Genomic DNA, 23,857 nt, shown 5'->3' with positions numbered 1-23,857 from the left:
GATCGCGGAGGGGGTCAGGGCGGGGTCAGGGCGGGGTCAGGGCCGGGGGGTTAGCGCGGGGCTGTCAGGAGGGCTTTTACCTCGGCTTGGGTTGGGGGGTTGGCGCCTCGGCGGGCGCAGGTCAGGGCTGCCACCGTCGCCGCTTGGCGGAGCACCGTCGTCCACTGCGACTCGGTCACCGCGGCGAGCCGGTCGGAAGGCCGGTTACCCAGCGCGTCGATGTCGGCCAGTGCGGCGAGCAGGCCACCGGTGAACGAGTCGCCCGCGCCGACGGTGTCGACCACTGTGGTGCGTACGGCCGGCTGGTCGTGCAGCACTCCGTTGGGGGCGAGCAGCCACGCGCCCTCACCGCCACGGGTCACCACGGCGCAGGACACGCCGGCTTCGCGCCAGTCGGCCATCACGTCGCCCACCGACCGACCCGGGTAGAGCCAGGCCAGGTCCTCGTCGCTGGCCTTGACCACGTGCGCGAGGGGTACCTGTCGGCGTACCCGCTCCTGCTCGGCTGCCCGGTCCGTGACGATGCTCGGACGCAGGTTGAGATCGATCGAGAGGGTGACGGCGTCGCGGTCGCGTTCGCGGGCGAGCAGCCCCTCCAGTGCCTGCGCGCCGGGGGCGAGCGCCAGGGCGAGTGACCCGGTGTGAAAGGCGATCGCCGACGAGCCGGCCAGGTCGGGCAGCTCCTGCGGTGTCCACTGCCAGTCCGCCGCGCCGTCGAGCCGGAACTCGTAGCTGGCCTGGCCGGTGGCGTCCAGGGTGGCGACCGCCACCGAGGTGGGTTCCGGGGCGCGGACCGCCCACTGGAGGTCCACCCGGTTGGCCGCCAGGTGCTCGGCGATCTGCCGACCGTACTCGTCGGGACCGAGCCGGGCCAGCAGTCGTACCGGCTGGTCGAGTCGGGCCAGGGTGACCGCCACGTTCGCGGGCGAGCCGCCCGGCACCGCGCGCTGCCCGTCGGCGGTGACCACCAGGTCGATGAGCGCCTCTCCGGCGACAACGATCATGCGGTCACCGTCCCCGGGGCGAGCGGGCCGGGGCCACCGAGGCCGTCGGCCGAGCGGGACAGAAGCACCGCCTGATACGCGTGGTAGACGTCGGGGCGACCGTGCCACACCGTGTCGGCGGGCAGGTTCCGCGCGTCCAGCTCGTGCCGCCAGCCGGTGCCGTCGACGAGGTAGTGGCGCGCGTACGCCCAGAAGGCCCGGTACCAGTCGGCGTAGGCGGCGTCCCCGGTACGGCGGAACAGGGTGACCGCCGCCCCGATGGCCTCGGCCAGCACCCAGTGCATCCGGGAGCGCACGAGGGGCGAATCGTCCCAGTCGATGGTGTAGACGAAGCCGTCCGCGCCGTCGACCGCCCAGCCACGCCGCAGGGCGGCGGAGAACAGGGCACGGGCGTCGGCGAGCAGCCAGCCCGGCGGCTGCGGCAGGACCGCCTCCAGTTCGAGCAGCAGCCGGGCCCACTCCAGCCAGTGGCCCATCGTCGAGCCGTACGGCCGGAACGGGTCGGCGGGCTGGTCCCGGTTGTAGTCGAGCAGCGGCACCCAGTCGGCCGTGAAGTGCTCGGGCAGCCGCCAGTCGTGCCGGGCGGCCTCGGTGTGCACCAGGTGGCTGGCGATCCGCAGGGCCCGGTCGGTCCAGCTCGTGTCGCCGGTGGCGGCGGCAGCGGCGAGGAACGCCTCGACCATGTGCATGCTGCTGTTCGCGCCGCGGTAGTCCTCGGTGACCGTCCAGTCCCGGTTCCACGATTCACGGACGGCGCCCGTCTCGTCGTCCCAGAACCGGTCCCGCACCACGTTGAGGACCTCGGCGAGCAACCGGTCCGCGCCGGGCCGCCCGGCCCGGGCGGCGCTGGACGCGGCGAGCAGCACGAACGCGTGGTCGTACCCGGCCTTGCGCTCGTCGGTCGGCGTACCGTGCTGGTCCACGGCGCCGAACCAGCCGCCGTACCGGTCGTCGCGCAGCAGCGTGTCGAGCGCGGCGACGCCGTGGTCGACGATGGCGGCGGCATCCGGGTCACCGTTGCGGTGGGCGAGCGCGGCGACGTGGGTCATCCGGCAGGTGATCCAGGTGTAGACGGCTTCGCCCCGGTCCGGGGTGCGGTCGTCGGTGAGCCACCAGAAGCCGCCCTCGGGCCGGACCGACCGGCGGGCGGTGTCGAGCAGCGTGCGGGTCTGGTCGGCGAGGAAGCCGTCCAGGTCGGGCATGTCGGGTACCCCTGCCGGGGCAGGGGGCGGTTCGGCGTCGAAGCGGGGCGTGTCGGTCATCTCAGCTGGTCACCGTCGAGGAGCGAAGGGGCATACGGCAAGGATCGGCGGACGGACCGGGTCCGCGCCGGAAAACGGTCAACGGTACGGCATGCCGCCGTAGACGTAGGAGTGGAAGCGACTGCTTCTCATCCCTTTTGTCCGTTGACAGCGTTGTCACTTCGCAACCCTGCTCCGGCTGCCGGTCGACTGTCAATTCCGCTGCGTCACACCACCCGTCAGGAGTTGGAGGACCCGCTGTCGGTGGGCGTGGCGGACAGCAGCGTGGCCCAGTCCTGAGCGGCGGCCCAGTCGGCGAAGCGCTGCCAGCCGACCTCCGGGTAGTCAGCCCGCAGCCCGGGGACATCAAGGTCCAGACCGACTTCGGTGAAGTACTCGAACATGGCCGCCAGGTCGCTGGACCACTGCCGGACACGGGCCAGCGGCACCTGCCGATGGTCGATGGCGGAGCGGGTGACGACGGTGAGGATCTCGGCGATTTCCGCAGGCGTGCACTGATCAGAGGCGATGTCGATCCGGCGGCCGGCGAACTCGTCAGGGCGCTGGAGGACGAGCGAGGCGAACGCGCCGATGTCGGCCGCCGAAATGAGGGCGAGCCGCCGATCTGCCGGCATCGGCCACGCGAAGACGCCCTTGCGCAGGCCGTCGAGGGTCCAGCCACTGGCGTAGTTGTCCATGAATGCTGCTGGCGCGATGATCGTCCAGGGCACGCCGGAGCCGCGAAGGTGCTGCTCGACCAGGTACTTGCTCTCGTAGTGCGGTACGCCCGTGCCCCGGTCGGCGTGCGCGACGGTGGTCAGCACGATATGACCGAGGCCGGCGGCAGCCCCGGCGTCGACGAGGGCCGCGCCGTGTCGGACCTCGGTGGCCAGGTCGGTGCCGAACGGGGTGGTGACCGCGAACAACGAATCCGCTCCGGCGAGCGCGGCGGCCAGGGAGGCGCGGTCGTCGAAGTCGGCTTGGCGCACCTCGGCGCCGAGGCCGCGCAGACTGTCGGCCGCCGAGGAGGTGGGTTGGCGGGTGAGCGCTCGTACCCGATGGCCGGCCTTCAGCACGGCGCGGGCCGTGGCCCCGCCCTGCGCTCCGGTGGCTCCACTGACGGCGACGGTGAGCACGAGTCCTCCCGAGGTAAGATAGCTGCGTGACGCATTTGCTGCATCACGCAGCAGATTAGAAGGAATCGCTGCGCCGCGCAACCAATTAGGAGGTGATGGACATGACTCCACCGCGTCGGGCACGGCTCTACGAGGATCTGTCGATGGCGTCCCGTCGCTATCTGGCCTCGTATGTGCTGTTCAACCAGGCGATCGCCGACCACCTCGGGCTCCATCCGACGGACGTACAGTTCCTCAGCCTGCTCACCGCGGCACCCACCCCGCCCACGGTGCGTGAGATCGCCGAGATGACCGGCCTGACCACCGGCTCGGCCACCCGCCTGGTCGACCGACTGGAACGTGGCGGCTACGTGAAACGCACGCCCGACCGGGAGGACCGGCGTCGGGTGCTGGTCAGCCCTGTGCCGGACCGGATCGACCGGGTCACGAGGGTCTGGGACGACCTTGGCCGGTCCTGGCAGGCAATCCTCGACGACCACACCGAGGAGGAGCTTGAGGTGATCACCCGCCACCTGGCGCGCGCACACGACCTCAGCCACGCCCAGATGGATCGGCTGCGCTCACGACCCAAGCCCGACTGAGCGGGCCAGCAGGTTGCAAGCCGTCCCTCAGTAGTGGTCGTCGATCGGCCGACGCGCCTCCTCGAACAACGCCGGCCCCTCGTAGTCACAGGGCCTCCCGGGTCACGTCCTGCTGCGGAACGGGGCGAGCGTGGTACGGATCTGGTCGCCCGCGCCCCAATCGTCGTCGAACTGGGCCAGCACCGCGAGGTGCTGTCGTAATTGGATGATCGGCATCCGGGCCCGCCAGTCGCTGTCGAGCGACGTCAGCTCCGCGTAGACGTCGAAGAACCGCTGCGCCTCCGGCGGCGGCGACGTCGTCCAGACGTGGGCGAGGTCGACCTCGGCCCACAGATAGGACACCGCTGGATCGATCAGCGCCGGCTGGCCGTCCGCCGTGGACAGGACGTTCTGCGTCCACAGGTCGCCGTGTGTGAGGCAGGCGGGCCGGGCCGGCAGCAGCTCGGGCAACCGGGAACAGAGCCGTTCCAGCGCCGCCCGATCCTCGCGATCCAGCGCCGCGTCCACACGGGGCTCGCCGAGCCACCGGAGTAGCCGGTGCTGCGCGAAGAACGCGAAGCCGTCGTCGTGCCACGTGTTGACCTGCCGGCGACGCCCCAGCCAGTTGTCCCGGTGCCAACCGAAGCGCGGATGGGGCGTACTCGTGTGCAGGTGAGCCAGCACATGCGCGAACCGCTCCCAGAACGCCTCGCTGCGCGGCCTCGGCCGCAGCAGCGACAGCACCAGCACGTCCCGGTCCGCGAGGATCACCTCGGGCGTCGCCACCCCGCCCAGGTCGCGCAGCGCGGCCAACCCGTCGGCCTCGGCGGGGAAGACGTCGTCGGCCGGCGCCTCGGCGAACGCCTTGACGAACACCGGCGGCGCGTCCCGGCGGGTGGCGATGCCCGCCAGCGCCGCGAGCCCACCCGCCGCCGGCTCGACGGCGACGACATCGCGCATCCCGGCGCGCAGCAGGCTCTCCCGTAAGAACGGCCCCGGTCGCATCACGACAGGTTCCAGGATGTCCGATCTGGTGTCCACCCCGTCTGTCGCGTCCGGGCAGGATGGCGGGATGGAACTGCCCGAGGGGCTTGGTTGGGTACGAGCGTCAGGGGTGGGCCAGGCCTGGCTGACCGCGCTGCCGACGCTGGTGGCGGAGTGCGCCGAACGGTGGTCGCTGCGGCTCGGTCCGCCGTTCCGGCAGGCGTACGCCTCGCTGGCGCTCCCCGCCGATCTGCCCGACGGTACGGCGGCAGTGCTCAAGGTCCAGTTCCCGGACGAGGACAGTCGGTACGAGGCCCACGCGCTCGCCCACTGGGACGGCGACGGTGCGATCCGGCTGCTCGCCCACGACCCCGAACGGCGCGCGCTGCTGGTGGAGCGCTGCCGACCCGGTACGCCCCTGCACGAACTACCGATGGATCGGGCGCTGGACGCGGCGGTCGACCTGCTGCCCCGGCTCTGGCGACCGGCCGACGCGCCGTTCACCCCGCTCGCCGAGGAGGCCGCCGGCTGGCTCGACCGGATGCCGCGCAGTTGGGACCGCGCCGGCCGGCCGTACGAACGGCGACTCCTCGACGCGGCCCGCTCCCTGCTCGTCGACCTGTCGGCGAGCCAGGGCGAACAGGTGCTCGTCAACCAGGACTCGCACGCCGGCAACGTGCTCGCCGCCGAGCGCGCCCCCTGGCTGGTGATCGATCCCAAGCCGCTGATCGGCGAGCGGGAGTTCTCGGTGGTGCCCCTCGTGCGCGGTCCGGAGCTGGGTCACTCGCCGGTCGCCGTCCGGCACCGGCTCGACCGGCTCAGCACCGACCTCGGGCTGGACGTCGACCGGGTCCGGGGCTGGACGATCGGTCATTGCCTGGCCTGGAGCATCGCCGACCAGGTCGTCTTCGCGCACCAGATCGAGGTGGTCCGCTGGCTGCTCGGCAGCGACTGACGCCGAGGGTCAGCCCGTCTGGCAGGTACGGCACCAGTAGAGGTTGCGGCCGGCCAACTCGCCGCGACTGACCTCGGTGCCACAGATGTGGCAGGGAGTGCCGGCGCGGCGGTAGACGTACACCTCGCCGCCGTGGCGGTCGACGCGCGGCGGCCGGCCCATCGCCTCCGGCAGGTGGACGTCGCGGACGGTGTCGATCCGACCGTGCTCCAGGGCGAGCCGCATCAGCGCGACCAGGTCGGCCCAGAGGGCATCCCAGCCGGCCCGGGTCAGCCCCCGGCCGGGCATCGTCGGCGGCAGGCCGGCCCGGAACAGCGCCTCGGTCACGAAGATCAGACCGGTGCCGGCCACCACCGACTGGTCGAGCAGCAGGGCCGCGAGGGGCGTCGGGCTGCGGGAGATCCGGGCGTACGCCCGCTCGGGGTCGGCGTCGGCGCGCAGCGGGTCCGGACCGAGGCGGGCCCGCAGGGCGTCGACCTCGGGCGGGGTGAGCAGTTCGCAGGCGGTCGGGCCGCGCAGGTCCAGCCAGTGCCGGTCACTGGCCAGCCGCAGCCGTACCTGGCCGACGGGCTCGGGTGGCGTCCCCGGGCCGTCGGTGAACTTGCCGTACAGCCCGAGGTGCACGTGCAGGGTCAGCTCGTCGGCGTAGTGGTGCAGCAGGTGCTTGCCGTACGCCTCGGTGCTGTCCAGGACGGTGCCGGAGAGCCGCGCAGCACCGTCGGCGAAGCGGCCCTGCGGGCTGGCGGCGTGCAGCTTGTCCCCGGCGAACAGCTCGGCGTGCCGGGCCGCCAGGCGGTGGATCGTGTGTCCCTCTGGCACGGGTGCCAAGGATAGTCAGCGCCGGTCGTACCCGAAATCGGTGTCAGGAAACGCCCAGGTGGGTATTTCGGGGTCGCAACGCGTGGGTGCCACCTCTGAACGTCGGCCACCACGCAGTCAACAGGAGGTGTGCAGTGGTCAAGATTCCTTCGCTCTCCCGCCGGTCGGAGCAGACGCCGACGCGGGACGAGAACCTCGACGGCCGGGTCGACGGCCGTGATACAACGCTGACCGACCGGGACGCCGACCAGGCGACGTACCCCAGCACCACGGCCACCGGCGACGCCACGGCGACCGCCGGGCGGACCGGACGCAGCGGCGAGGCCGAGCGGCGAGCCGCGGAGCGCGCCGCCGTGGCCCGCGCCGCCACCGCCCGGCCGGCGGACACCGAGACCCGGTCCGACGCCGCCCGCCCGGCCGCCGCTGCCGCGACGGTCGCGGCCCCGACCATCGAGCGTGACAAGGACCTCGACGGTACGACCCGACGTCCCGAGCGGGACACCGACCTCGACCCCACCACCCGGCGGCCCGACGTGACCGACCGCCCGGTCGACACGACCCCCGCCCGCGACACCGAGCTGGAGCCACCGGTGACGCGCGGCCCGAAGCCTCGGGCGAGCCTGCTCGCCACCCTCGGCCTGATCGTCTCCGTCGTCGGTGCGCTGTTCGTGCTGAGCGGCACGCTGGCCGGGTACGGCATCGGGCTCGGCGGGGTCGGCGCGGTGCTCTCGGTGCTGGGCCTGATGGCGACCCGCCGCCGGCACGTCGCCGGCAAGACCGACGCGCTGTTCGGCATTCTCATCGGGCTCGCGGCCGTGGTGCTCGGCGTCCTGGCGATGACCGGACAGTTCGTGTGGCCGACCACCGACGGCGACTGGGTGCAGCGCCTCCGCGAGTGGCTTGACTCACAGTTTGTCGATCGCTTCTAGCGGGCACTGTTCCGCTCGCCGGTGATGCACCGGCGAACAACCGGCGGTTCGCCGGCAGAGCCCGATCAGTCCGGTGGTTCACCGGCCGGGAGACACCCTTTCAGGGGCGGCGATTCGCCGCCCCTGAAGTGTGTCCGGGGTTCGCCCCGTTCTCCTTGCGCCCGCTTCCCCTTGCGCCCGCCGCCCGCGCGCCCTTCCCCTTGCGCCCCTCCGCCCGCGCCCCCTCCCCCTGTGTCCTTTGCTCTGCTTCACCCCAGGCAACACCGTGCGTCCGATTACCGGACAACAGCTGTTGCCCCCGTTGAAGCAGAGCAAAGGACGTGCACCCACCCACCGACCCCGCCCGCCGGTCGCGTCGCCTGATGCACCTCGACCCACCCACGGACGGCACCCGGTGTCCAGCGGCACCGGGGTGACCCGGAGCACGCACGACTCCTCACCTGCCCGTCAACGCAACGAATCGCGGCCGAGCTGACCTCAGACGCAACGTATCTACGGTCTGCGCAACTCTCGGTGGTGGATCTCGCCGCTGACGCCGCATACCGTTGAGCAACGGCGCCAGCCCGTGGGCCACGGTGGCCGGGCGCGCCCGACCCCTGGGAGCAGGACAATGACGATGGACGCCACCAGCCAGCGCCTGTTGATGTGCCGGCCGACGTACTTCGCCGTCGACTACGCCATCAACCCCTGGATGGACCCGAGCGCGCCGGTCGACGCCGCGCTGGCCGTCCGGCAGTGGGAGCAGCTTCGCCAGACGTACCTTGACCTGGGCCACACCGTCGAGGAGATCACTCCGGTACCCGGCCTGCCCGACATGGTCTTCGCCGCGAACGGTGGCACCGTGATCGACGGCAAGGCGATGGCCGTGCAGTTCCGCGACCCGCAGCGCGCCGACGAGGCGCCGGCCTACCGGGCCTGGTTCGAGGCCGCCGGCTTCGAGATGTACGACCCGAAGCACGTCAACGAGGGTGAGGGCGACGTCCTGCTGGCCGGCGACCACCTGCTGGCCGGCACCGGCTTCCGCACCGCCCACGCCGCGCACGCCCAGTTGCAGGAGGTCTTCGGCTATCCGGTGATCACCATGCAGCTCGTCGATCCGCGCTTCTACCACCTGGACACCGCGCTGACCGTCCTCGACGCGCAGACCGTGGCGTACCTGCCGGAGGCGTTCTCCCCCGGCAGCCAGGCCGTGCTGCGGCGGCTCTTCCCCGACGCCGTGCACGCCACCATGGCCGACGCCGAGGTACTGGGCCTGAACGCGGTCAGCGACGGACGCCACGTCGTGCTGCCCGCGCAGGCCACCGACCTCGCCGCCAAGCTGCGCGACCGGGGTTACGAGACCATCGGCGTCGACCTGTCCGAGCTGCGTAAGGCCGGCGGCGGACCGAAGTGCTGCACGCTGCGACTCCGTCAGGGAAAGGCAAGCAAGTGATCGTGGACGACATGCTGCGTACGCCGGGTGCGGTCCGGGACGCCGAGCGCTGGACGGCGCACAACTACCACCCGCTGCCGGTGGTGATCTCGTCCGCCGAGGGCGCGTGGCTCACCGACGTGGACGGCAAGCGCTACCTGGACTGCCTCGCGGGCTACTCGGCGCTCAACTTCGGCCACCGGCACCCGCAGCTCATCGCCGCCGCGCACGCGCAACTCGATCGGCTGACGCTGACCAGTCGCGCGTTCATCCACGACCAGTTCGCCGACTTCTGCCGGGAGCTGGCCGAGCTGTGCGGCAAGGACCTCGTACTGCCGATGAACACCGGCGCGGAGGCCGTGGAGACCGGGATCAAGGTGGCCCGCAAGTGGGGCTACCAGGTCAAGGGCGTACCGGCCGGTCAGGCGAACATCGTGGTGGCCGAGGGCAACTTCCACGGCCGGACGACGACCATCGTCAGCTTCTCCACCGACGAGGACGCGCGCGCCGACTTCGGGCCGTACACCCCGGGCTTCACGGTCGTGCCGTACGGCGACCTGGACGCGCTCGCCGCCGCGATCGACGAGAACACCGTCGCCGTGCTGCTGGAGCCGATCCAGGGCGAGCAGGGCGTGGTGGTGCCGCCGGAGGGCTACCTGCCGGGAGTACGCGAGGTCTGCACCGAGCGGAACGTGCTCTTCATCGCCGACGAGATCCAGTCGGGTCTGGGGCGTACCGGTCGGACCTTCGCCTGTGACCACGAGGGCGTCGTGCCGGACATGTACCTGCTGGGCAAGGCGCTCGGCGGCGGCATCGTGCCGGTCTCCGCGGTGGCCGCGAACACCGACGTGCTCGGCGTGCTGAAGCCCGGCCAGCACGGCTCCACCTTCGGCGGCAACCCGCTCGCCTGCGCGGTGGCCGTCGAGGTGGTCCGGCTGCTGGCGACGGGTGAGTTCCAGCAGCGCTCGGCGGAGCTGGGCGAGCGCCTGCGGGCCGGCCTGGAAGGGCTGGTCGGCAAGGGCCTCGTGGGCGTACGCGTCCGCGGCCTGTGGGCCGGCCTGGACATCGACCCGGCGCTGATGAGCGGACGCGAGGCGTGCGAGCGCCTGATGGATCGCGGCATCCTCGCCAAGGACACCCACGGCTCCACGATCCGGCTCGCCCCGCCCCTGGTGATCACCGAAGCGGAGATCGACCAGGCGATCACGACGCTCGCCGAGGTGCTGGCCGCCTGATCCGGAACGTGTGAGTGGCGGGCGCCGACGTCGGCGCCCGCCACTCGCGTCACGGACGGGGTAGGCGCATCGCCATTGTGGGGGCCTCGGCCATCACCGAGGTGGGGGTGAACGGGGCGCCGGTCGGCAACTCCTCGGCGCGGCCGATCTGCACGCCTGGGTACAGCTCGATCATGTCGTTCTCGCCAAGCACCCGGGACTGCTGCGGGGCCAGTGGAATGCGGTCCGACTCGGTCATCGAACCGCCCGGGCGGATGCCCGAGCCGTTGGTGCTGATGTCGGTCACGATGACCTCACCGACCCGCAGCTCGAAGTGCACGTGACCCCGGCTGATCCACCGCCTGGCCTCGTCGTTGAGCCACTGCCCGAGCATGATCCCGCCCTCCTGCTCGGGTGCCCGGCCGGCCACCACCGGCTGCTCCTCGCTGAGCACGAACCGCCGCCGGACCAGACCGCCGACGCGTACCGCGAGCACCTCCGTACGCGGACGCGGGCCGGCGTCACCGAGCCGCGCGCCGTGCCGGGGGCAGGTCGGTACGCCGTTGCGCAGCGAGGGCGGCGGCTGCGCGGCCGGGCTGCGGTCCGCGCCTCCGGCGAGGTCGGCGAACGCGCCACCCCCACCACCGCCGCCGAACAGCGCGCACCCCGACTCCGGGCACCGCCACTGGCGGGCCAGCAGCTTCGCGCCGGTCGGCGAGCGCTTGCCGGCGACCGGGGCGTGCCCGCCGCCGACGTGCGCGATGAACACCGGACCACCCGCGCCCGGCACGGGGGCGACCACCCGGCCGGGCTGCTCGACCAGCCACGGGAACCGTCCACGCAGCCCGTCGAAGCGGACCCGGGTGAGCACCGGCACGCCCAGCAGGTCGGCCACCTCCAGCATCCGGTCACCCGGATTGTCGAGCACCTCGACCAGCCCGTCGTCCGCCCAGCGGCGCACCACCATCCGCTCGTTGGACGTCAGGTCGGCGTCGGAGAGCAGCGCACGGTGCACCACCGCGTACACCTGGACGCTGTCCTCCTCCATCTCGCGGGAGAGCGCGTCGATGACCATGCCGAGGCGCAGCAGGCTCGCCGGCCGACCGCCGTCGATGTCCTGGTAACGGATGATCTCGGCCAGGTCGAGCACCGCGCGGGCCAACGACGGGTCCGTGCAGACCCGCCCCTCGATGGCGTCCAGCACCTTGCTGATCTCGAATCTCATGCCGCACTCCGGACGATGTCGTCAATCCGCCTGGCCAGCTCGATGTCCCGGTGGGTTACCCCGCCCAGCTCTTTCCGCACCGCGTCCGCGGTGAGCAGGTCTGCCATGACCAGACCCTACCGGTGGCGCAGTCGACGAGTCGGACGCGCCACCGTCAGCCGCGCAGCGGCCGGCCCACCTCGTGCAGGTGGCCGAGCGCCTGCCGGTACGACTCGACCAGCCCGGTCTCGGCGTACGAGATGCCCTGCTCCGCGCAGTAGGCGCGCACGATCGGCTGCGCCCGGCGCAGGTTGGCCCGAGGCATGTTCGGGAACAGGTGATGCTCGATCTGGTAGTTGAGCCCACCCAGTGCGGTGTCCACCAGGCGACTGCCTCGCACGTTGCGCGAGGTCAACACCTGCTTGCGCAGGAAGTCCAACTCGTCCTCGGCGGTCGGCATCGGCATGCCCTTGTGGTTCGGCGCGAACGCGCAGCCCATGTAGAGGCCCCACAGCGCCTGGTGCACGGCGGCGAAGAGCAGCGCCTTGCCCGGCGACATGACCGCCAGCAGCAGCGCCACGTAGCCGACGGTGTGTGCGACGAGCAGTGCCGCCTCGACCGCGCGGTGCCGCATCGGGGTGGCGTACCGGCCGTCCGGCCCCCGGCCGACGATCGCCCGGATGCTCGCCGCGTGCAGGTTCAGACCTTCCAACAGCAGCATCGGAAAGAACAGGTACGCCTGCCGTCGCGCCAGCCACCGACCGAACCCCCGGGTGCCCAGCGCCTGCTCGTACGTCCACACGAGCGCGCCCGCGCCGACGTCCGGGTCCTCGTCCTCGTGGTTCGGGTTGGCGTGGTGCCGGTTGTGCTTGTCGACCCACCAGCCGTAGCTGAGCCCCACCGCCGCGTTACCGGCGACCAACCCGACGAGCTCGCTGGGGAGGCGTCGACGGAACATCTGGCGGTGTCCCGCGTCGTGGCCCAGGAACGCGACCTGGGTGGTGGCGACCGCCAGCACGACGGCGAGCGCCACCTGCCACCAGGAGTCGCCGACGAGGACCACGGCAACCCAGCCGGCCACGAACGCGCCGAGGGTGAGCACGGTCCGGGCCACGTACGAGGCGGGCCGCCGCTCCAGCAGACCGGCCTGACTGATCCGTCGGGAGAGCTGTGCGTAGTCACTACCCCGCCGTACCGGCGGTTCCGCCACCGCTCCGAGCGCCATCGCTGCGTCCCCCTTGATGTGGATCGGACCGGATGGTCCGGGCTCACCGTCAACCATGCCCAAGGAAGTTGGGCTGAGTAACCCTGAGAACCCCCGGACGGGGGGTAGGGCGAGCACTACCCCCCGACCTCGGCTCAGCCCAGCCGGGCCACCACCGCGCGCAGTCGGGCCAGGTCACGCCGCCGCCGCTCGTAGCTGGCCGCCAACCCGATCAACGCCAACCCGCCGACGCCCAGGTAGATCCACCGGGGCAGCAGGTCCCAGCCACGCGCCAGCTCGTGCAGTGCCAGGACCGCCAGCACGCCACCGGCGACCAGCACCGGCGCCTGCCAGCGACGGCGGGCCCCGGCCAACACGGTGCCCAGGGCCGCCGCCCCGAGTAGCAGCCGCCGCCACGGCTGCGGGTCCGACCCGGCCAGCACCGACACCAGACTCGGCAGCAGCGCGGCGACGAGCCCTGGACCGAGCGCCGGCCAGCTGGTCAGCCCCGGCCGGGTCCGCAGCGCCAGCAGGCCCGCGCCGACGGCGAGCGCGGCGGCCGGCAGGGTGTACGCCTCCAGCACGGTCACCCCGCCGGCGGCGAGCAGCACCCACGCTCCGAGCAACTCGCTGCCCGCGGCGACGGCGGCGAACCCCCACCGTCGACCGGCCGACTCGCCCCGTCGCAGCAGCCGCAGCGCCACGGCCGCTCCCCAGAGCACGCAGACGGTCGCGAGATGCCGGGCCACCTCGACGGCCAGCACCGCCGCCACCAGCGCCACCGCCTGCGCGGCGGCGTCCAACACGCGCCCGACCGCCACACGTCGGCCGCTCGCGGCGGCGGCGACGGCGAGGACCAGCGCGGCCACCCCCAGCAGCGGGTACGCCGCCGCCTGCACCGGCTGCCCGGCGGCGAGCGGCGCCGTCACCGCCAACGCGCACGCGGCCCCCACCGCCGCGACGCTTCCGACGAGGCGCACCTCGCCGACCCGTGCCCCGACGGCAACGACCACGGCCGCCACCAGGAGCGTGCCCTCGGCGGCGAGCGTCCCGGACCGGGTGGCCAGGAGCCCCGTCACCCCGGCCACGGTCAGTACCGCCCCCGCCGGCGCGACGATCGACGCGAGTGCCAGGCGGGGCGTCAGCAGGGCGGCGAGCAGCAGCGCGGACACTCCGGCGAGCAGGGTGGCGGCCGGCAGCACCGGCCAGGGCGCGCCCACCGCGACGAGCAGTACCGGCAGCGCGGCGGCGGCGAACGGCACGGCGACCAGCAGCGGTTGGCGTAGCGGCCGACCGGCCAGCAGCGCGGCCACCGTCAGCGTGACGAGGGCCAGCCCGGCCGGGAACAGCCCCCGATCGGCGACGACGGTCGGCACGCCGGACCAGACCGACCCCGGGACGCGGTACGGAGCGAACAGCGCCCCCCACACCGCCGGCACCGCGGCCAGCGCCGCGACCCCCGCCAGCACGACACCCGACGCCGCCAGCACCCTCGACGGGCCGACCGCCGACAGTCCGCCCCCGTGGGTGACGAGCGCGACGCCCAACGCCGCCAGCGCGGCGTACAGCGTCACGGGTTCGTCTCCCACCGCCAGCAGTGGCGCGATCCCGGCCGCGAGCACCGCGACCACCGCGCCCGTCACCGCGTACCCCAGGAGGTCGGTCCGGTGGCGACGCACCGCGAGCGCCGCGACCAGCGGAAGCCCGGCGGCGGCCAGGGCCGCGCGGGCCTGCCACCACGGCGGCGCGCCGGCCGCGAACACCGCCACCGCAGCGATGCCGGGCAGCGCGAGCTGGGCGACCAGCACACCCACACCCGCCACCCGGCGGTACGCCCCGGACCCCCGCCGCAACGCCACCGCCACCCCGAGCGCGGTGCCGACACCCAACACCACCACCACGCCTGCCGGATCGGCCAGCGCCACCAGCAGCGCGTGCCCGAGCAGGACCGCGCCGCCGGACGCCCAGCAGAGCAGGATCGCCGCTCGGGTCGCCGGGCGGGCCAGCACGGCGAGCAGCAGCACCGACCCACCCACCAGGTCCACGGCCACCACCGTCGTCCACGACGCCGTCCACCCGGCCGGGACGGCGAGCAGCACGGCCACCGCACCGGCCGACGCGAGCACCGCCCACCCGCGCCGGGGCAGCAGCGCCACGGTCCCGGCCAGCGCCAGCGCCACGGCCGGCGCCAACTGCCAGCCCCAGCTCAGGTCCGGCCCCAGCCGGGCCCCGTGCCAGGGCGGCAGCGACCGGGTGGCAGCGGCCACCGCCAGCGCACCGGCGATCACCACGGTGATCTGCGCCGTAGCGGCGGCGACCAGCAGCGCGCCGGCACGCGGACCGGTACGCCAACCGGTGGGCAGCAGTCGCACCGCACCGGCCAGGGCGAGTGCCACCGTCGACGCCGCGAGCAACAGCAGCGACGGACGCAGTTCACCCACCGGACGCAGCAGCGCGGCGGCGAGCACCGGAACCAGCAGCCCGCCGGCCACCGCCCGCAGCGTCGCACCGCCAACCAGCCAGGCCGCGCCGACCCCCGTCACCGCGACCAGCAGCAGCGGCGCCCCCGCCAGCAGTGGCGATCCCGCAGCCCGCCCCACCAGCAACGGCACCAGCGCACACGCGGCGGCCCCGGCCAGCGCGCCGACATGGCCCACTCCGGCGAGGACCCGACCGGCCAGCCGGACGCCAGCCACCCCGCCGCGCAGTGCGACCAGCACCACCAGGTCGAGCAGGGCAACCCCGAGCAGCGCCAGCGCCCAGCCCGCCGCGCCGGGCTCGGCCTGCACCGCGAGCAGCGGCAGCACCGGCTGGCCCACCACGAGGGCGGCGAACCAGGGCCCCGCCAAGCCGCTGAGCAGCCCGTACGCGACGGCGACCGCCGCGCTGGCCCCCCCGACCAGCGCGGCGTAACGGGTGCCCGGCCAGTCGGCCACCCCGGCCAGGTCCACCGACCAGGCGGCGTACCCGTCCAGCAACACCAGCAGCAGCCCCACCGCGGCAAACGTCTCCGCCGTGCCCCGCAGGCCCCGCCGAACCGCCACCAGCGGGCCGGCCAGGACGAGCGTCGTGACCGCCGCCAGGATCAACGCCCGGCCGCCGACCCCCACAGCCGCCCAGGCGACCGCCGTGAAGACCACCGCCGCCGTACCGAGCAGGAGTCCACCCAGGACGAACAACAGCCCCTGGACGGTCCGCGTCGAGGTCTCCGCCGCGCCGGGCGACGGCGTCCCCACCACGCAACCGACGGGCGTCGACGCAGCGAGCGGTGCCGCCGGTACGGTCGACACCTCCGCCGCCCTCTGCGCGCGAACCACCGCCGCCAGCTCGGCGCGCCGCCGCGAGGTCGCCGTCAGCAACCCCGCCAACTCGGTGTACGTCCGGCGGGCCCGCTCCACCTCCGGCTCGAGCCGAGCCACCTCCCGACCGAGTTGGACGACCTCGGCCGCGATCGGGTCCGGCGGGCGGCCGCAGCCGGCACAACCGGCGCTCAGATCGGCCGAGGCGCCGCAGGCGGGGCAGGGATAGCGCGTGTCGTCCACCCGGTCATCATCGAGAAGCCGGAGGGGGACAGCCCAGAGTGCGCGTACCTAGGGTCGGGTGTGGTCGTGTACCCAGGCCGCGTACCCGGGGTTGCCGCTCTCCACCCTGGACACCAGGATCTCCGGGACCTCGTACGGGTGGCTGGCCCGGATCTGGTCCACCAGAGCAGCCAGCCGGTCCGGTGCGGTCTTGAACTGCACGGACCACTCGGTGCTTGTCTCCACCCCGGAACGCCACCAGTAGGTGCTGTCCACCTGACCGCCGACCTGGGCACAGGCGGCGAGCCGCCCGGCGACGGCCGCCGCCGCCAGCACGTCCGCGACCGAACGCGCATCCACCACCGTCGTCACCACGCAGATCTGCTCCACGAGCGCACCCTACGCGGCAACCTCCCGGTTGGCTGCGATCCACGTGTCGATCTGCGCCCACCAGTCGAAGAGCCAGTCGATGCGCTGCTGCCGTTCGGTCGGCACCTCCTCGGGCGGCACCGACCAGAAACGCATCACGATCCGCTTGTCCATGGGCAGTTCCCGCCACACGTCGGCGACCGTGAGCATCCGGTCCAGTCCGGTGTGGGCGACGAAGATGACCCCGGCGTCCGGTGCGGCGTCCAGCGCGGCGAGCACGCCACCGGGCTGCGGGGCGAGCACGTGACGCATCCGTTCGGCACGACGCGCCATGCGTTCGAGGCCAAGCGAGCGCAGCCGGGCGATGGCCCGCAGTCGCCGTCGCGGGGTGAAGTTGCCGCCCTCCGGGAAGATCACGAAGGCGTCGTTGTCGTCCAGGCCGGTGGCCAGGTGCCCGACCTGACGTACGGTCTCCTCGCCACGCTCCGCGGTGGGCGCGATGAACCGGTTGGGCAACCTGTTGAGCAGCACGTCGATCGCCGGGTCCCACTGCAGGCTGTCCTTGAGCACGATCCGTGGCTCCCGGTGGAACCAGTTGACCAGCCCGTGGATCAGGATGAACGAGTCGCCCGGCCCGGCATGTCGGCACAGCACCAGTTCGGGCCGACCGGGCAGCGCGGTGTCCGGGTCGGTCCCGACCACGTCGATGTTCAGCCGCAGCGACCAGCGGGCCTGCCAGAACAAGACCCGCAGGAACCAGCCGGCCAGCACGTAGTGCGCGCGCTGGAACCCCGGGGACCGGCTGCGCCAGCCGAACCCGGAGGCCAGCCAGAGGACGAAGAGCGCGAGCAGCGCGGCCGCGTCCCAGACCAGGTAGACGCAGCCGATCCAGAGCAGCCGCAGGGGGCGGAGCCGGCCCGGGACCAGCGGTGAGGCAGCGGCGGCGAGCAGCGCCCAGACCGGCAGCGTGGTCACGACGACGATCGCGAGCAGCACCACGCCGGGAGCGATCAGCAACCGCCGCAACCACCGGGGAGGCAGCGGCATCAGCGGTCCACGTGGGTGGCGAGGTAGCGGCGGGAAGCGGTGTACGCCCGGCTGATCCGACGTCCCACCGCGGCCATGTCCCGGTACGCCCAGGGCGTGTCGTCGCGGGGATCCAGCCCTCCGGTCGGCAGGACGTGCACCTCCACCCCCTCGGGTAGCGCGGCCATCTCCCGGAAGAACCGGTGCCGGCGGGAGATCTCGAACGCCACCTGCGCGATCTCCCAGGGCCGTCGGGGCGGCGTCAGCTCCCGTTCGATCCGGCCCACCTGGAGGACGAAGATCTGGCTGGCGCCCGCGGCCACCGCCTCGCCGATCGGGATGGAGTTGACGATGCCACCGTCGATGTAGTGCGCGCCGTCGATCTCGGTGGGCGGGAGCAGACCTGGCACCGATGCCGACGCCAGCACCGCCGGCACCACCGGCCCGCTGGTGAACCAGTGTTCGGCGGCGCGTTCGATGTGGGCGGCGCAGCAGCGGAACGGCACGCGCAGGTCGGCGAAGGTGGTGTCCAGCCCCAACTCCGACTCGAGGAGCCGGCGCAGCGGTCGGGGCGAATGCAGGTGGGTACGGGCGGCGAAGCGGCGCAGTTGTCGGGCGACGGAGTCGCCGTACACCTCGCTGGCCTCGGGCGACGCCCAGAGCCGGACCAGCCGGTCGGTCACCGCCTCGGACGGGTCGGCGGCGACCAGCGCACCGTTGACCGCGCCGATCGAGGTGCCGATCACCATGTCGGGCTGGATGCCGGCGCGGAACAGTGCCCGCAGCATCCCGACCTCCACAGCGCCGAGCACCCCGCCGCCGCCGAGCACGAACGCCACCGGTCCCGGAGCCATGTCCTCATCCTGGCACGCGCCCGCCGCCGACCCGCGAGCCGCCGCCGCCGGACGGTCGGCGCACCCCAGCCACCGTCCGTCGACTTGCCGTCCCGTCGGCGTTGACAGGCACGACACATTCGCGCAACCTGATACCGCTCCCACCCCGAGGGCAGGTGCGATCCGTGAAGGCAGCGCTGCATCCGGGCCGCTTGCTGGCCCGCAGGTACCGACTCATCGACCAGATCGGTGCCGGCGGCATGTCGGTCATCTGGCGCGCACGGGACGAGGTGCTCGACCGTTTCGTGGCGCTCAAGGTGCTCGCCGCCTCGTTGGCCGCCGACGCACGGTTCCGCGACATGGTGCGGGAGGAGGCGCGCGCCGCCGCCCAGTTGGTGCACCCGCACGTGACCTCGGTGCACGACTACGGCGAGACGGTCGACCCGGACGGCTCCATCACCTCGTTCGTGGTGATGGAGTTGCTCAGCGGCGAGGAGCTGGAGCTGCGGCTCACCGAGGGGCCGTTGCCGTGGCCCGAGGCGGTCGAGGTGGGCGCCCAGGTCGCCGACGCGCTGGCCGCCGCGCACCGGCTGGGCATCGTGCACCGCGACATCACCCCGTCCAACGTCATGATGACGGCGATGGGGGTGAAGGTCCTCGACTTCGGCATCGCGACCCGGATCGGCGCGCCCGACGAGGACGAGGACGGCGGCACGTTCGGCACCCCGGCGTACGTCGCCCCGGAACGCCTCGACGGCGCTCCCGCCCAACCGGCCACCGACGTCTACTCGCTCGGCGTCCTTCTGCACGAGGCGTTGACCGGGCGGGTGCCGTACCCGGCGGACACCTGGGAGCAGCTCAGCGCCGCGCTCGCCGACGGCCCCGCGCCGACGCTGGCCGGCGTGCCGGAGCTGCCGACGGCGGTCGCCCGGATCTGCCTGCGCAGCCTCGCCCGCGACCCGGCGGACCGGCCGACCGCTCGGCAGATCGCCACCGTGCTGCGCGGCCATCTGCTGACGCCCGACCCGCCGACCGCCACGATCGGAGTTCCGGCCCCGACCCTGCCGACGCCGTCGCCGCCGGGCCTGCCGGCGAGCGACGCCCCGGCCGCGCACGCGGGCGTCGTGACGACGCTCCGCGCCGACGGCACGACCCGCACGCCGGCACTGCCCGCTGACGGCGCCCCCCGGTCACTCCGACGGCCGGCGCTGCTGGGGATCGCCGTGGTCCTGGCCGTCGCCGTTGCGCTCGCCGGCACCACCCTGCTGCCCGACCAGAAACCGGATCGTCGGGCCGAGCCCACGGCCGGTCCGACGACGCCCGCGCCCAGCGACCCGTCGACCGATCCGCCAGCCGGCGACCCGTTACAGCCGGCCCCGGCACCGACGTCGGCACCGCCCACCGTCGCGTCCACTGCCGAGCCGGGCACCCTCGCCGAGGCCGCCAACCGCGTCGACGGGCTCGTCGACGCCGGGCTGCGCGACGGCGAGATCCGCAGCGACGTCGGCCTCGACCTGCACCAGTCGCTGCGCAACCTGCTCGTCGCCGTCGGGTCCGGCCGGAACGAGCTGGCGCCGTCGGTAGCCCGGCTGCGCGAGAAGGTCACCGTCCGGCTCGGCGAGGGTGCGATCAGCCCGGCGTACGCGCAGCGGCTCGACGCCGCCATCGCCGAGTTGGGCGCGGCACGGGTCTGACCGGGGCGAGGCGGTCAGCGCACCGCGACCGAAGCCGTTCGCCGGACGTCGGGCCGACCGAGGGCGAAGCGCTGGTAGATCTCCTCGTAGCCGTACGCCATCCGCTCGACCGAGAAGTTCTCGGCGACGTGCGCCACGCAGTCCCGCGGGTCCAGCTCCCGCGCAGCCCGCAAAGCGGCGGGCAGTTCCTCGGCCCCTCGGCACACCAATCCCGTGCGACCGGGCCGCACCAGTTCCGGGACCGCGCCCCGGTCCAGCGCGACCACCGGCGTACCGGTCGCCATCGCCTCCAGCATCACCATGCCGAACGGCTCGTCCCACTGGATCGGCATGATCAGGCAGCGGGCGTCGACAAGCATTCGCAGGGTCTCGGCACGGTCGGCGTTGAAGACGACGGTCACGTCCTCGTCGACCAGCGGCGCGACGACCTGCTCGTAGTAGCGCCGCTCGGCCGGCTCGTTGCACTTGCCGGCCAGCAGCAGCGGCAGGCCGGCCTCCCGGCAGGCACGGATGGCGACGTCCGGGCCCTTGTCGGGGCTGAACCGGGCCAGCCACAGCACCGGCCCCGGGCCGGGCTCGGTCTTACGCGGAAAGCCGCGCAGGTCCAGCGCGTTGTGCACGGTGCCGGCCCAGGGCAGGCCCGTGTTGAGCCCACGTTGGGCGTGCGAGATGGCCACCAGGGCGACGTCCTCGTCGGCGTCACCGAGCACGTCGCCGTACTCCCCGACCGGGTTGCCGTGCACGGTCGCCACCGTCGGTACCGACCGGCGGCCGGCCACCAGCGGGCCGATCGTGGTGTGGTCGTGGATCACGTCGAAGTCGGCCGGCGTGATCAGGCGGTTCACCCGGGCCAGGTGCGCCAGCTCCGGCAACGACTCGCCGAGCCGCTCGTACTGCACCTCCGCCACGGTGGAGACGAAGCCGCTGGCGGCGGTGCCGTGCTGCGCACCGGCACCGAACAGCGTCACCGCGTGACCGTGCGCGGTCAACGCGTCCACCAGGCCGGCCACCACCTGCTCCAGACCGCCGTAGCCGGGCGGCGGCACGGACAGCCATGGCGGGACCACCATCGCGATGCGCAACGACCGCTCCGGCGGGCGGTCGGCGGGCGGGTGGTTCACGGCCACGAGTCCTCCCCGTTGGTCCCCCGGTCGGCATGGTTCGCGGCGGATTCCCCACGCCGCCCCCGGTAAACCGGACAAGGCGGACGCTTACCCGCCGACCAGGAGTTGGTCGTGCACGACCCGCACACCCGGCGTCGACCACGCCACCCGCTCCACCTGGTCCCGTTCCCACCACGAGCGGACCACCCCGGCGAGGACCAGCGTGTCGCCGTCCACCTCCACCGCCACCCGTTCGGCGCCGAGTGTCCGCGCCAGCGCGCGCTGGACGTCCTGGCGCACCCGCTCGTCCGGCGGCGGCGACGACGGTCGCACCTCGACGAGGTTCGTGATCCCCCGTACGCCGTCCAGTCGGCGCAACTCCCCCTCGGCGGCGCGGCGCTGCCACCCGAACTCGACTTCCCCGCGCAGCATCACCCAGCCGTTGGCCACGCTGACGTCCAGATGCTCGGCGGGTACGAAACTGTCCCAGTCGAGGGCGCGGGACGCGGCGAGGGCGATATCACCGTCGGTACGCCCCGGGGTCCCCGGCAGCCGTACCTCGATCTCGTCGGCCACCACGCGTACGCCCCGGACCCGTTGGACGCAGCGGATCGCCGCCCACCCGCGGGCGGCCCCGTCGACGTGACCGGTGAGGGTGACCACCCCCTGGTCGACGGTCACTCCGATCTCGTTCGGCGGCACCTGCGGGTCCCAGGCCAGCTCGGCCAGGACGTCCCGCTGGACCTGGTCGTCCTCGACATCCATGGTGCTCATCAGCCCCACCCCTCACGCTCGCCAGCTCGCCCGCCGAGCCTGCCGGGCGTACGGGTGACGGCGGTTCACCCTGCTCGGGTGAACCGCCGTTCGGGGGAAAGCAGCGGCGGGTGACGGAGCCAACCCCCTTGGCTCCGCCACCCGCCGCCGGAGGGAGGCAGGTGGTGGTGTCGGTCAGGACGTCTCGGCGAGCGTCACGGTCACCGTCTTCTCGGCACCGTTGCGCTTGAAGTGCACCTCGACCCGGTCGCCGACCTTGCCGGCCTGCACCGCGCCGACCAGGTCGTCGGAGTCGTTGATCGCCTTGTCACCGAAGCGGGTGACCACGTCACCCTGCTGGAGGCCGGCCTTCTCAGCGGCGCTGCCCGCGGTGACCGAGGCGACCAGTGCGCCGCCGCCCTCGGCCTGGTTGACGCCGACTCCGAGCGACGGGTGGCTGACCTTCTCGCCGCGCTGGAGCTTGCCCGCCACGTCCTTGGCCTTGTTGCTGGGGATGGCGAAGCCGACGCCGATGTTGCCGGTGCTCTGCCCGGAGGTGGCGATGGCGGTGTTGACGCCGATCACCTCGCCCCGGGTGTTGACCAGGGCACCACCGGAGTTGCCCGGGTTGATCGGCGCGTCGGTCTGCAACAGGCCGGAGATCGAGCTGACGGCCTGGCCCTGCTGCCCCGGGTCCTGCTGCTGGCCCTCGCCGGCCCGGATGGTGCGGTCCCGGGCGCTCAGGATGCCGGCGGTCACCGAGCCCTGGAGGCCCAGCGGGCTGCCCAGGGCGAGGACCTGGTCGCCGACCTGCATGGCGTCGCTGTCGCCGAACTTCGCCGGCTTGAGGTCGTTCAGCCCGTCGGCCTTGACCACGGCCAGGTCGGTCTTCGGGTCGGTGCCGACGATCTTCGCCTGGACCTTTCGGCCGTCGGCGAAGACCACCTGCACGGTGTCTCCGCTCGCGGAGGCGACCACATGGTTGTTGGTGAGCACGTAGCCGTCGGCGGTGAGCACCACGCCGGAGCCCTCACCGCTGTCGGTGGCGATGGAGACGACGCTGTCCTGGACGGCGGCGGCGATCTTCGGCAGGTCCGCGCTGTTGAGCACCGGTGCCGCCGTGTAGGTGCGGGTGACACCACCGCCGTCGCCGTCGAGGGCGAGCGCGAGCGCACCACCGGCCACGCCGGAGCCGAGCATCAGGGCGAACACCGCGACACCGGCGCCGGCGAACTTGGCGATCCGGCCCGGCCGTGGCCCGGAGCCGGGCGGCGTGGCCTGCGGACCCCAGGGTGGCACGGGCTGTCCCGGGTGCTGGGGGTGCTGTCCATGTTGGGGCGCGTGCTGCGGGTAGGCCATGCCCGGCTGGCCCCCGCCGGCCCAGCCGGACTGCTGGCCCGCGTACCAGGGGGCACCCGGGTAGCGACCGTCGGTGGGCTGCGGGTAGCCGTGCTGGCCGGGCGTCGGGTGGCCGGAGACCGGGTACGGCGGCGCGGACGTGCCGGCGGTCGGCGGCTCGTACCCGGTGGGCTGGCCAGTCGCCGGCTGGTATCCGGCGGGCTGGGCCGCGGTCGGCGGCTCGTACCCGGTGGGCTGCCCGACGTGCTGGACGGGCGCGGTCGGCGCGTCGGTCACGGCCGGGTTCGCGGCCGTCGGAGCGTCGGCCACGGCCGGGGTGGCGGCGGTCGGGGTGGCGGCGGTCGGGGTGGCGGCGTCGGCCGGAACGGGGGTCGTCGGAGAGTCGGACTGCGCGCGCTCGTCGCGCGGCAACTCGGCGGTGGGGTGCGACGGCTCGGCGTCGGTGGGGGCCGGCCGGCGCTGCGGGTCGGACTCGAACTCGGTCATGGGACTACCTTCTCCCTCCGCACTGCAATCAACCTGGAACCGTCCTGGAAGT

At 73.4% G+C, this 23,857-nt stretch carries 20 protein-coding genes; 6 read left to right on the top strand and 14 right to left on the bottom strand.

The window, feature by feature from the left end; genetic code table 11:
* Positions 1-50 precede the first annotated feature (50 nt).
* The 3 genes from ABZU91_RS11165 to ABZU91_RS11155 all read right to left on the bottom strand — a co-directional run bounded on the left by ABZU91_RS11165 (position 51) and on the right by ABZU91_RS11155 (position 3,381).
* Complete coding sequence (locus ABZU91_RS11165) at positions 51-1,004, bottom strand: carbohydrate kinase (protein ID WP_355237387.1); 954 nt, start codon at positions 1,002-1,004, stop codon at positions 51-53.
* A complete protein-coding gene (locus tag ABZU91_RS11160; protein ID WP_355237638.1) occupies positions 1,001-2,206 on the bottom strand; it encodes an AGE family epimerase/isomerase in 1,206 nt (401 codons plus the stop codon). The genes ABZU91_RS11165 and ABZU91_RS11160 overlap by 4 nt, the downstream gene beginning before the upstream one ends.
* A 278-nt stretch (positions 2,207-2,484) precedes the next feature.
* Entirely contained in the window at positions 2,485-3,381 is an 897-nt protein-coding gene (locus ABZU91_RS11155) for an NmrA/HSCARG family protein (RefSeq protein WP_355237385.1), read from the bottom strand.
* Positions 3,382-3,482: 101 nt separating this feature from the next.
* Between ABZU91_RS11155 and ABZU91_RS11150 the strand changes: the two genes are divergently transcribed.
* Positions 3,483-3,962, top strand: coding sequence for a MarR family transcriptional regulator (locus ABZU91_RS11150; RefSeq protein WP_355237382.1), 480 nt, complete (start codon positions 3,483-3,485; stop codon positions 3,960-3,962).
* Positions 3,963-4,064: 102 nt separating this feature from the next.
* Here the strand turns inward: ABZU91_RS11150 and ABZU91_RS11145 are convergent, their stop codons facing one another.
* Positions 4,065-4,946 (bottom strand): fructosamine kinase family protein, encoded by an 882-nt coding sequence (locus ABZU91_RS11145; RefSeq protein WP_355237379.1) that lies wholly within the window; start codon positions 4,944-4,946, stop codon positions 4,065-4,067.
* A 16-nt stretch (positions 4,947-4,962) separates the two neighbouring features.
* Between ABZU91_RS11145 and ABZU91_RS11140 the strand changes: the two genes are divergently transcribed.
* On the top strand, positions 4,963-5,880 hold the full coding sequence (locus ABZU91_RS11140; protein WP_355237376.1) for an aminoglycoside phosphotransferase family protein: 918 nt from the start codon (positions 4,963-4,965) through the stop codon (positions 5,878-5,880).
* Positions 5,881-5,889: 9 nt separating this feature from the next.
* Here ABZU91_RS11140 and ABZU91_RS11135 read toward each other — a convergent pair whose 3' ends face one another.
* A complete protein-coding gene (locus tag ABZU91_RS11135) occupies positions 5,890-6,699 on the bottom strand; it encodes a DNA-formamidopyrimidine glycosylase family protein (RefSeq protein WP_355237373.1) in 810 nt (269 codons plus the stop codon).
* Between the two features lie 134 nt (positions 6,700-6,833).
* Here ABZU91_RS11135 and ABZU91_RS11130 point away from each other — a divergent pair, with 134 nt between their 5' ends.
* The 3 genes from ABZU91_RS11130 (at position 6,834) to rocD (ending at position 10,274) form a co-directional block, all read left to right on the top strand.
* Entirely contained in the window at positions 6,834-7,628 is a 795-nt protein-coding gene (locus ABZU91_RS11130) for a DUF4190 domain-containing protein (protein ID WP_355237370.1), read from the top strand.
* A gap of 616 nt (positions 7,629-8,244) precedes the next feature.
* Positions 8,245-9,060 (top strand): dimethylargininase, encoded by an 816-nt coding sequence (gene ddaH / locus ABZU91_RS11125; protein WP_355237635.1) that lies wholly within the window; start codon positions 8,245-8,247, stop codon positions 9,058-9,060.
* Complete coding sequence (rocD, locus tag ABZU91_RS11120; protein WP_355237632.1) at positions 9,060-10,274, top strand: ornithine--oxo-acid transaminase; 1,215 nt, start codon at positions 9,060-9,062, stop codon at positions 10,272-10,274. The genes ddaH and rocD overlap by 1 nt, the downstream gene beginning before the upstream one ends.
* 49 nt (positions 10,275-10,323) lie before the next feature.
* On the opposite strand, the gene ABZU91_RS11115 is transcribed toward rocD, so the two are convergent.
* From ABZU91_RS11115 to ABZU91_RS11090, 6 genes are all read right to left on the bottom strand, one after another.
* Positions 10,324-11,478: an FHA domain-containing protein gene (locus tag ABZU91_RS11115; protein ID WP_355237367.1), complete on the bottom strand. Its 1,155-nt coding sequence runs from the start codon at positions 11,476-11,478 to the stop codon at positions 10,324-10,326.
* Between the two features lie 154 nt (positions 11,479-11,632).
* Entirely contained in the window at positions 11,633-12,682 is a 1,050-nt protein-coding gene (locus ABZU91_RS11110; protein ID WP_355237364.1) for an acyl-CoA desaturase, read from the bottom strand.
* A 134-nt stretch (positions 12,683-12,816) separates the two neighbouring features.
* The gene (locus ABZU91_RS11105; RefSeq protein ID WP_355237361.1) at positions 12,817-16,203 is read right to left on the bottom strand and encodes a hypothetical protein; all 3,387 of its coding nucleotides are present in this window, start codon (positions 16,201-16,203) and stop codon (positions 12,817-12,819) included.
* A 48-nt stretch (positions 16,204-16,251) separates the two neighbouring features.
* Complete coding sequence (gene cutA, locus ABZU91_RS11100) at positions 16,252-16,572, bottom strand: divalent-cation tolerance protein CutA (RefSeq protein ID WP_355237358.1); 321 nt, start codon at positions 16,570-16,572, stop codon at positions 16,252-16,254.
* A 9-nt stretch (positions 16,573-16,581) separates the two neighbouring features.
* Positions 16,582-17,598 (bottom strand): 1-acyl-sn-glycerol-3-phosphate acyltransferase, encoded by a 1,017-nt coding sequence (locus tag ABZU91_RS11095; protein ID WP_355237355.1) that lies wholly within the window; start codon positions 17,596-17,598, stop codon positions 16,582-16,584.
* Positions 17,598-18,431 (bottom strand): patatin-like phospholipase family protein, encoded by an 834-nt coding sequence (locus ABZU91_RS11090; RefSeq protein ID WP_355237353.1) that lies wholly within the window; start codon positions 18,429-18,431, stop codon positions 17,598-17,600. The genes ABZU91_RS11095 and ABZU91_RS11090 overlap by 1 nt, the downstream gene beginning before the upstream one ends.
* Before the next feature lie 164 nt (positions 18,432-18,595).
* On the opposite strand from ABZU91_RS11090, the gene ABZU91_RS11085 reads away from it, so the two are divergent.
* Positions 18,596-20,104 (top strand): protein kinase, encoded by a 1,509-nt coding sequence (locus tag ABZU91_RS11085; protein ID WP_355237351.1) that lies wholly within the window; start codon positions 18,596-18,598, stop codon positions 20,102-20,104.
* A gap of 14 nt (positions 20,105-20,118) precedes the next feature.
* On the opposite strand, the gene ABZU91_RS11080 is transcribed toward ABZU91_RS11085, so the two are convergent.
* From ABZU91_RS11080 to ABZU91_RS11070, 3 genes are all read right to left on the bottom strand, one after another.
* The gene (locus ABZU91_RS11080; RefSeq protein WP_355237629.1) at positions 20,119-21,174 is read right to left on the bottom strand and encodes a glycosyltransferase family 4 protein; all 1,056 of its coding nucleotides are present in this window, start codon (positions 21,172-21,174) and stop codon (positions 20,119-20,121) included.
* Positions 21,175-21,315: 141 nt separating this feature from the next.
* Entirely contained in the window at positions 21,316-21,972 is a 657-nt protein-coding gene (locus ABZU91_RS11075) for a BON domain-containing protein (protein ID WP_355237626.1), read from the bottom strand.
* A gap of 183 nt (positions 21,973-22,155) precedes the next feature.
* Complete coding sequence (locus ABZU91_RS11070) at positions 22,156-23,805, bottom strand: trypsin-like peptidase domain-containing protein (protein ID WP_355237348.1); 1,650 nt, start codon at positions 23,803-23,805, stop codon at positions 22,156-22,158.
* Positions 23,806-23,857: the final 52 nt, after the last annotated feature.

It is taken from the genome of Micromonospora sp. NPDC005174 (assembly GCF_040608495.1).
Taxonomy (GTDB): Bacteria; Actinomycetota; Actinomycetes; order Mycobacteriales; family Micromonosporaceae; genus Micromonospora.
This window is presented reverse-complemented; position numbering and strand designations above follow the sequence as displayed.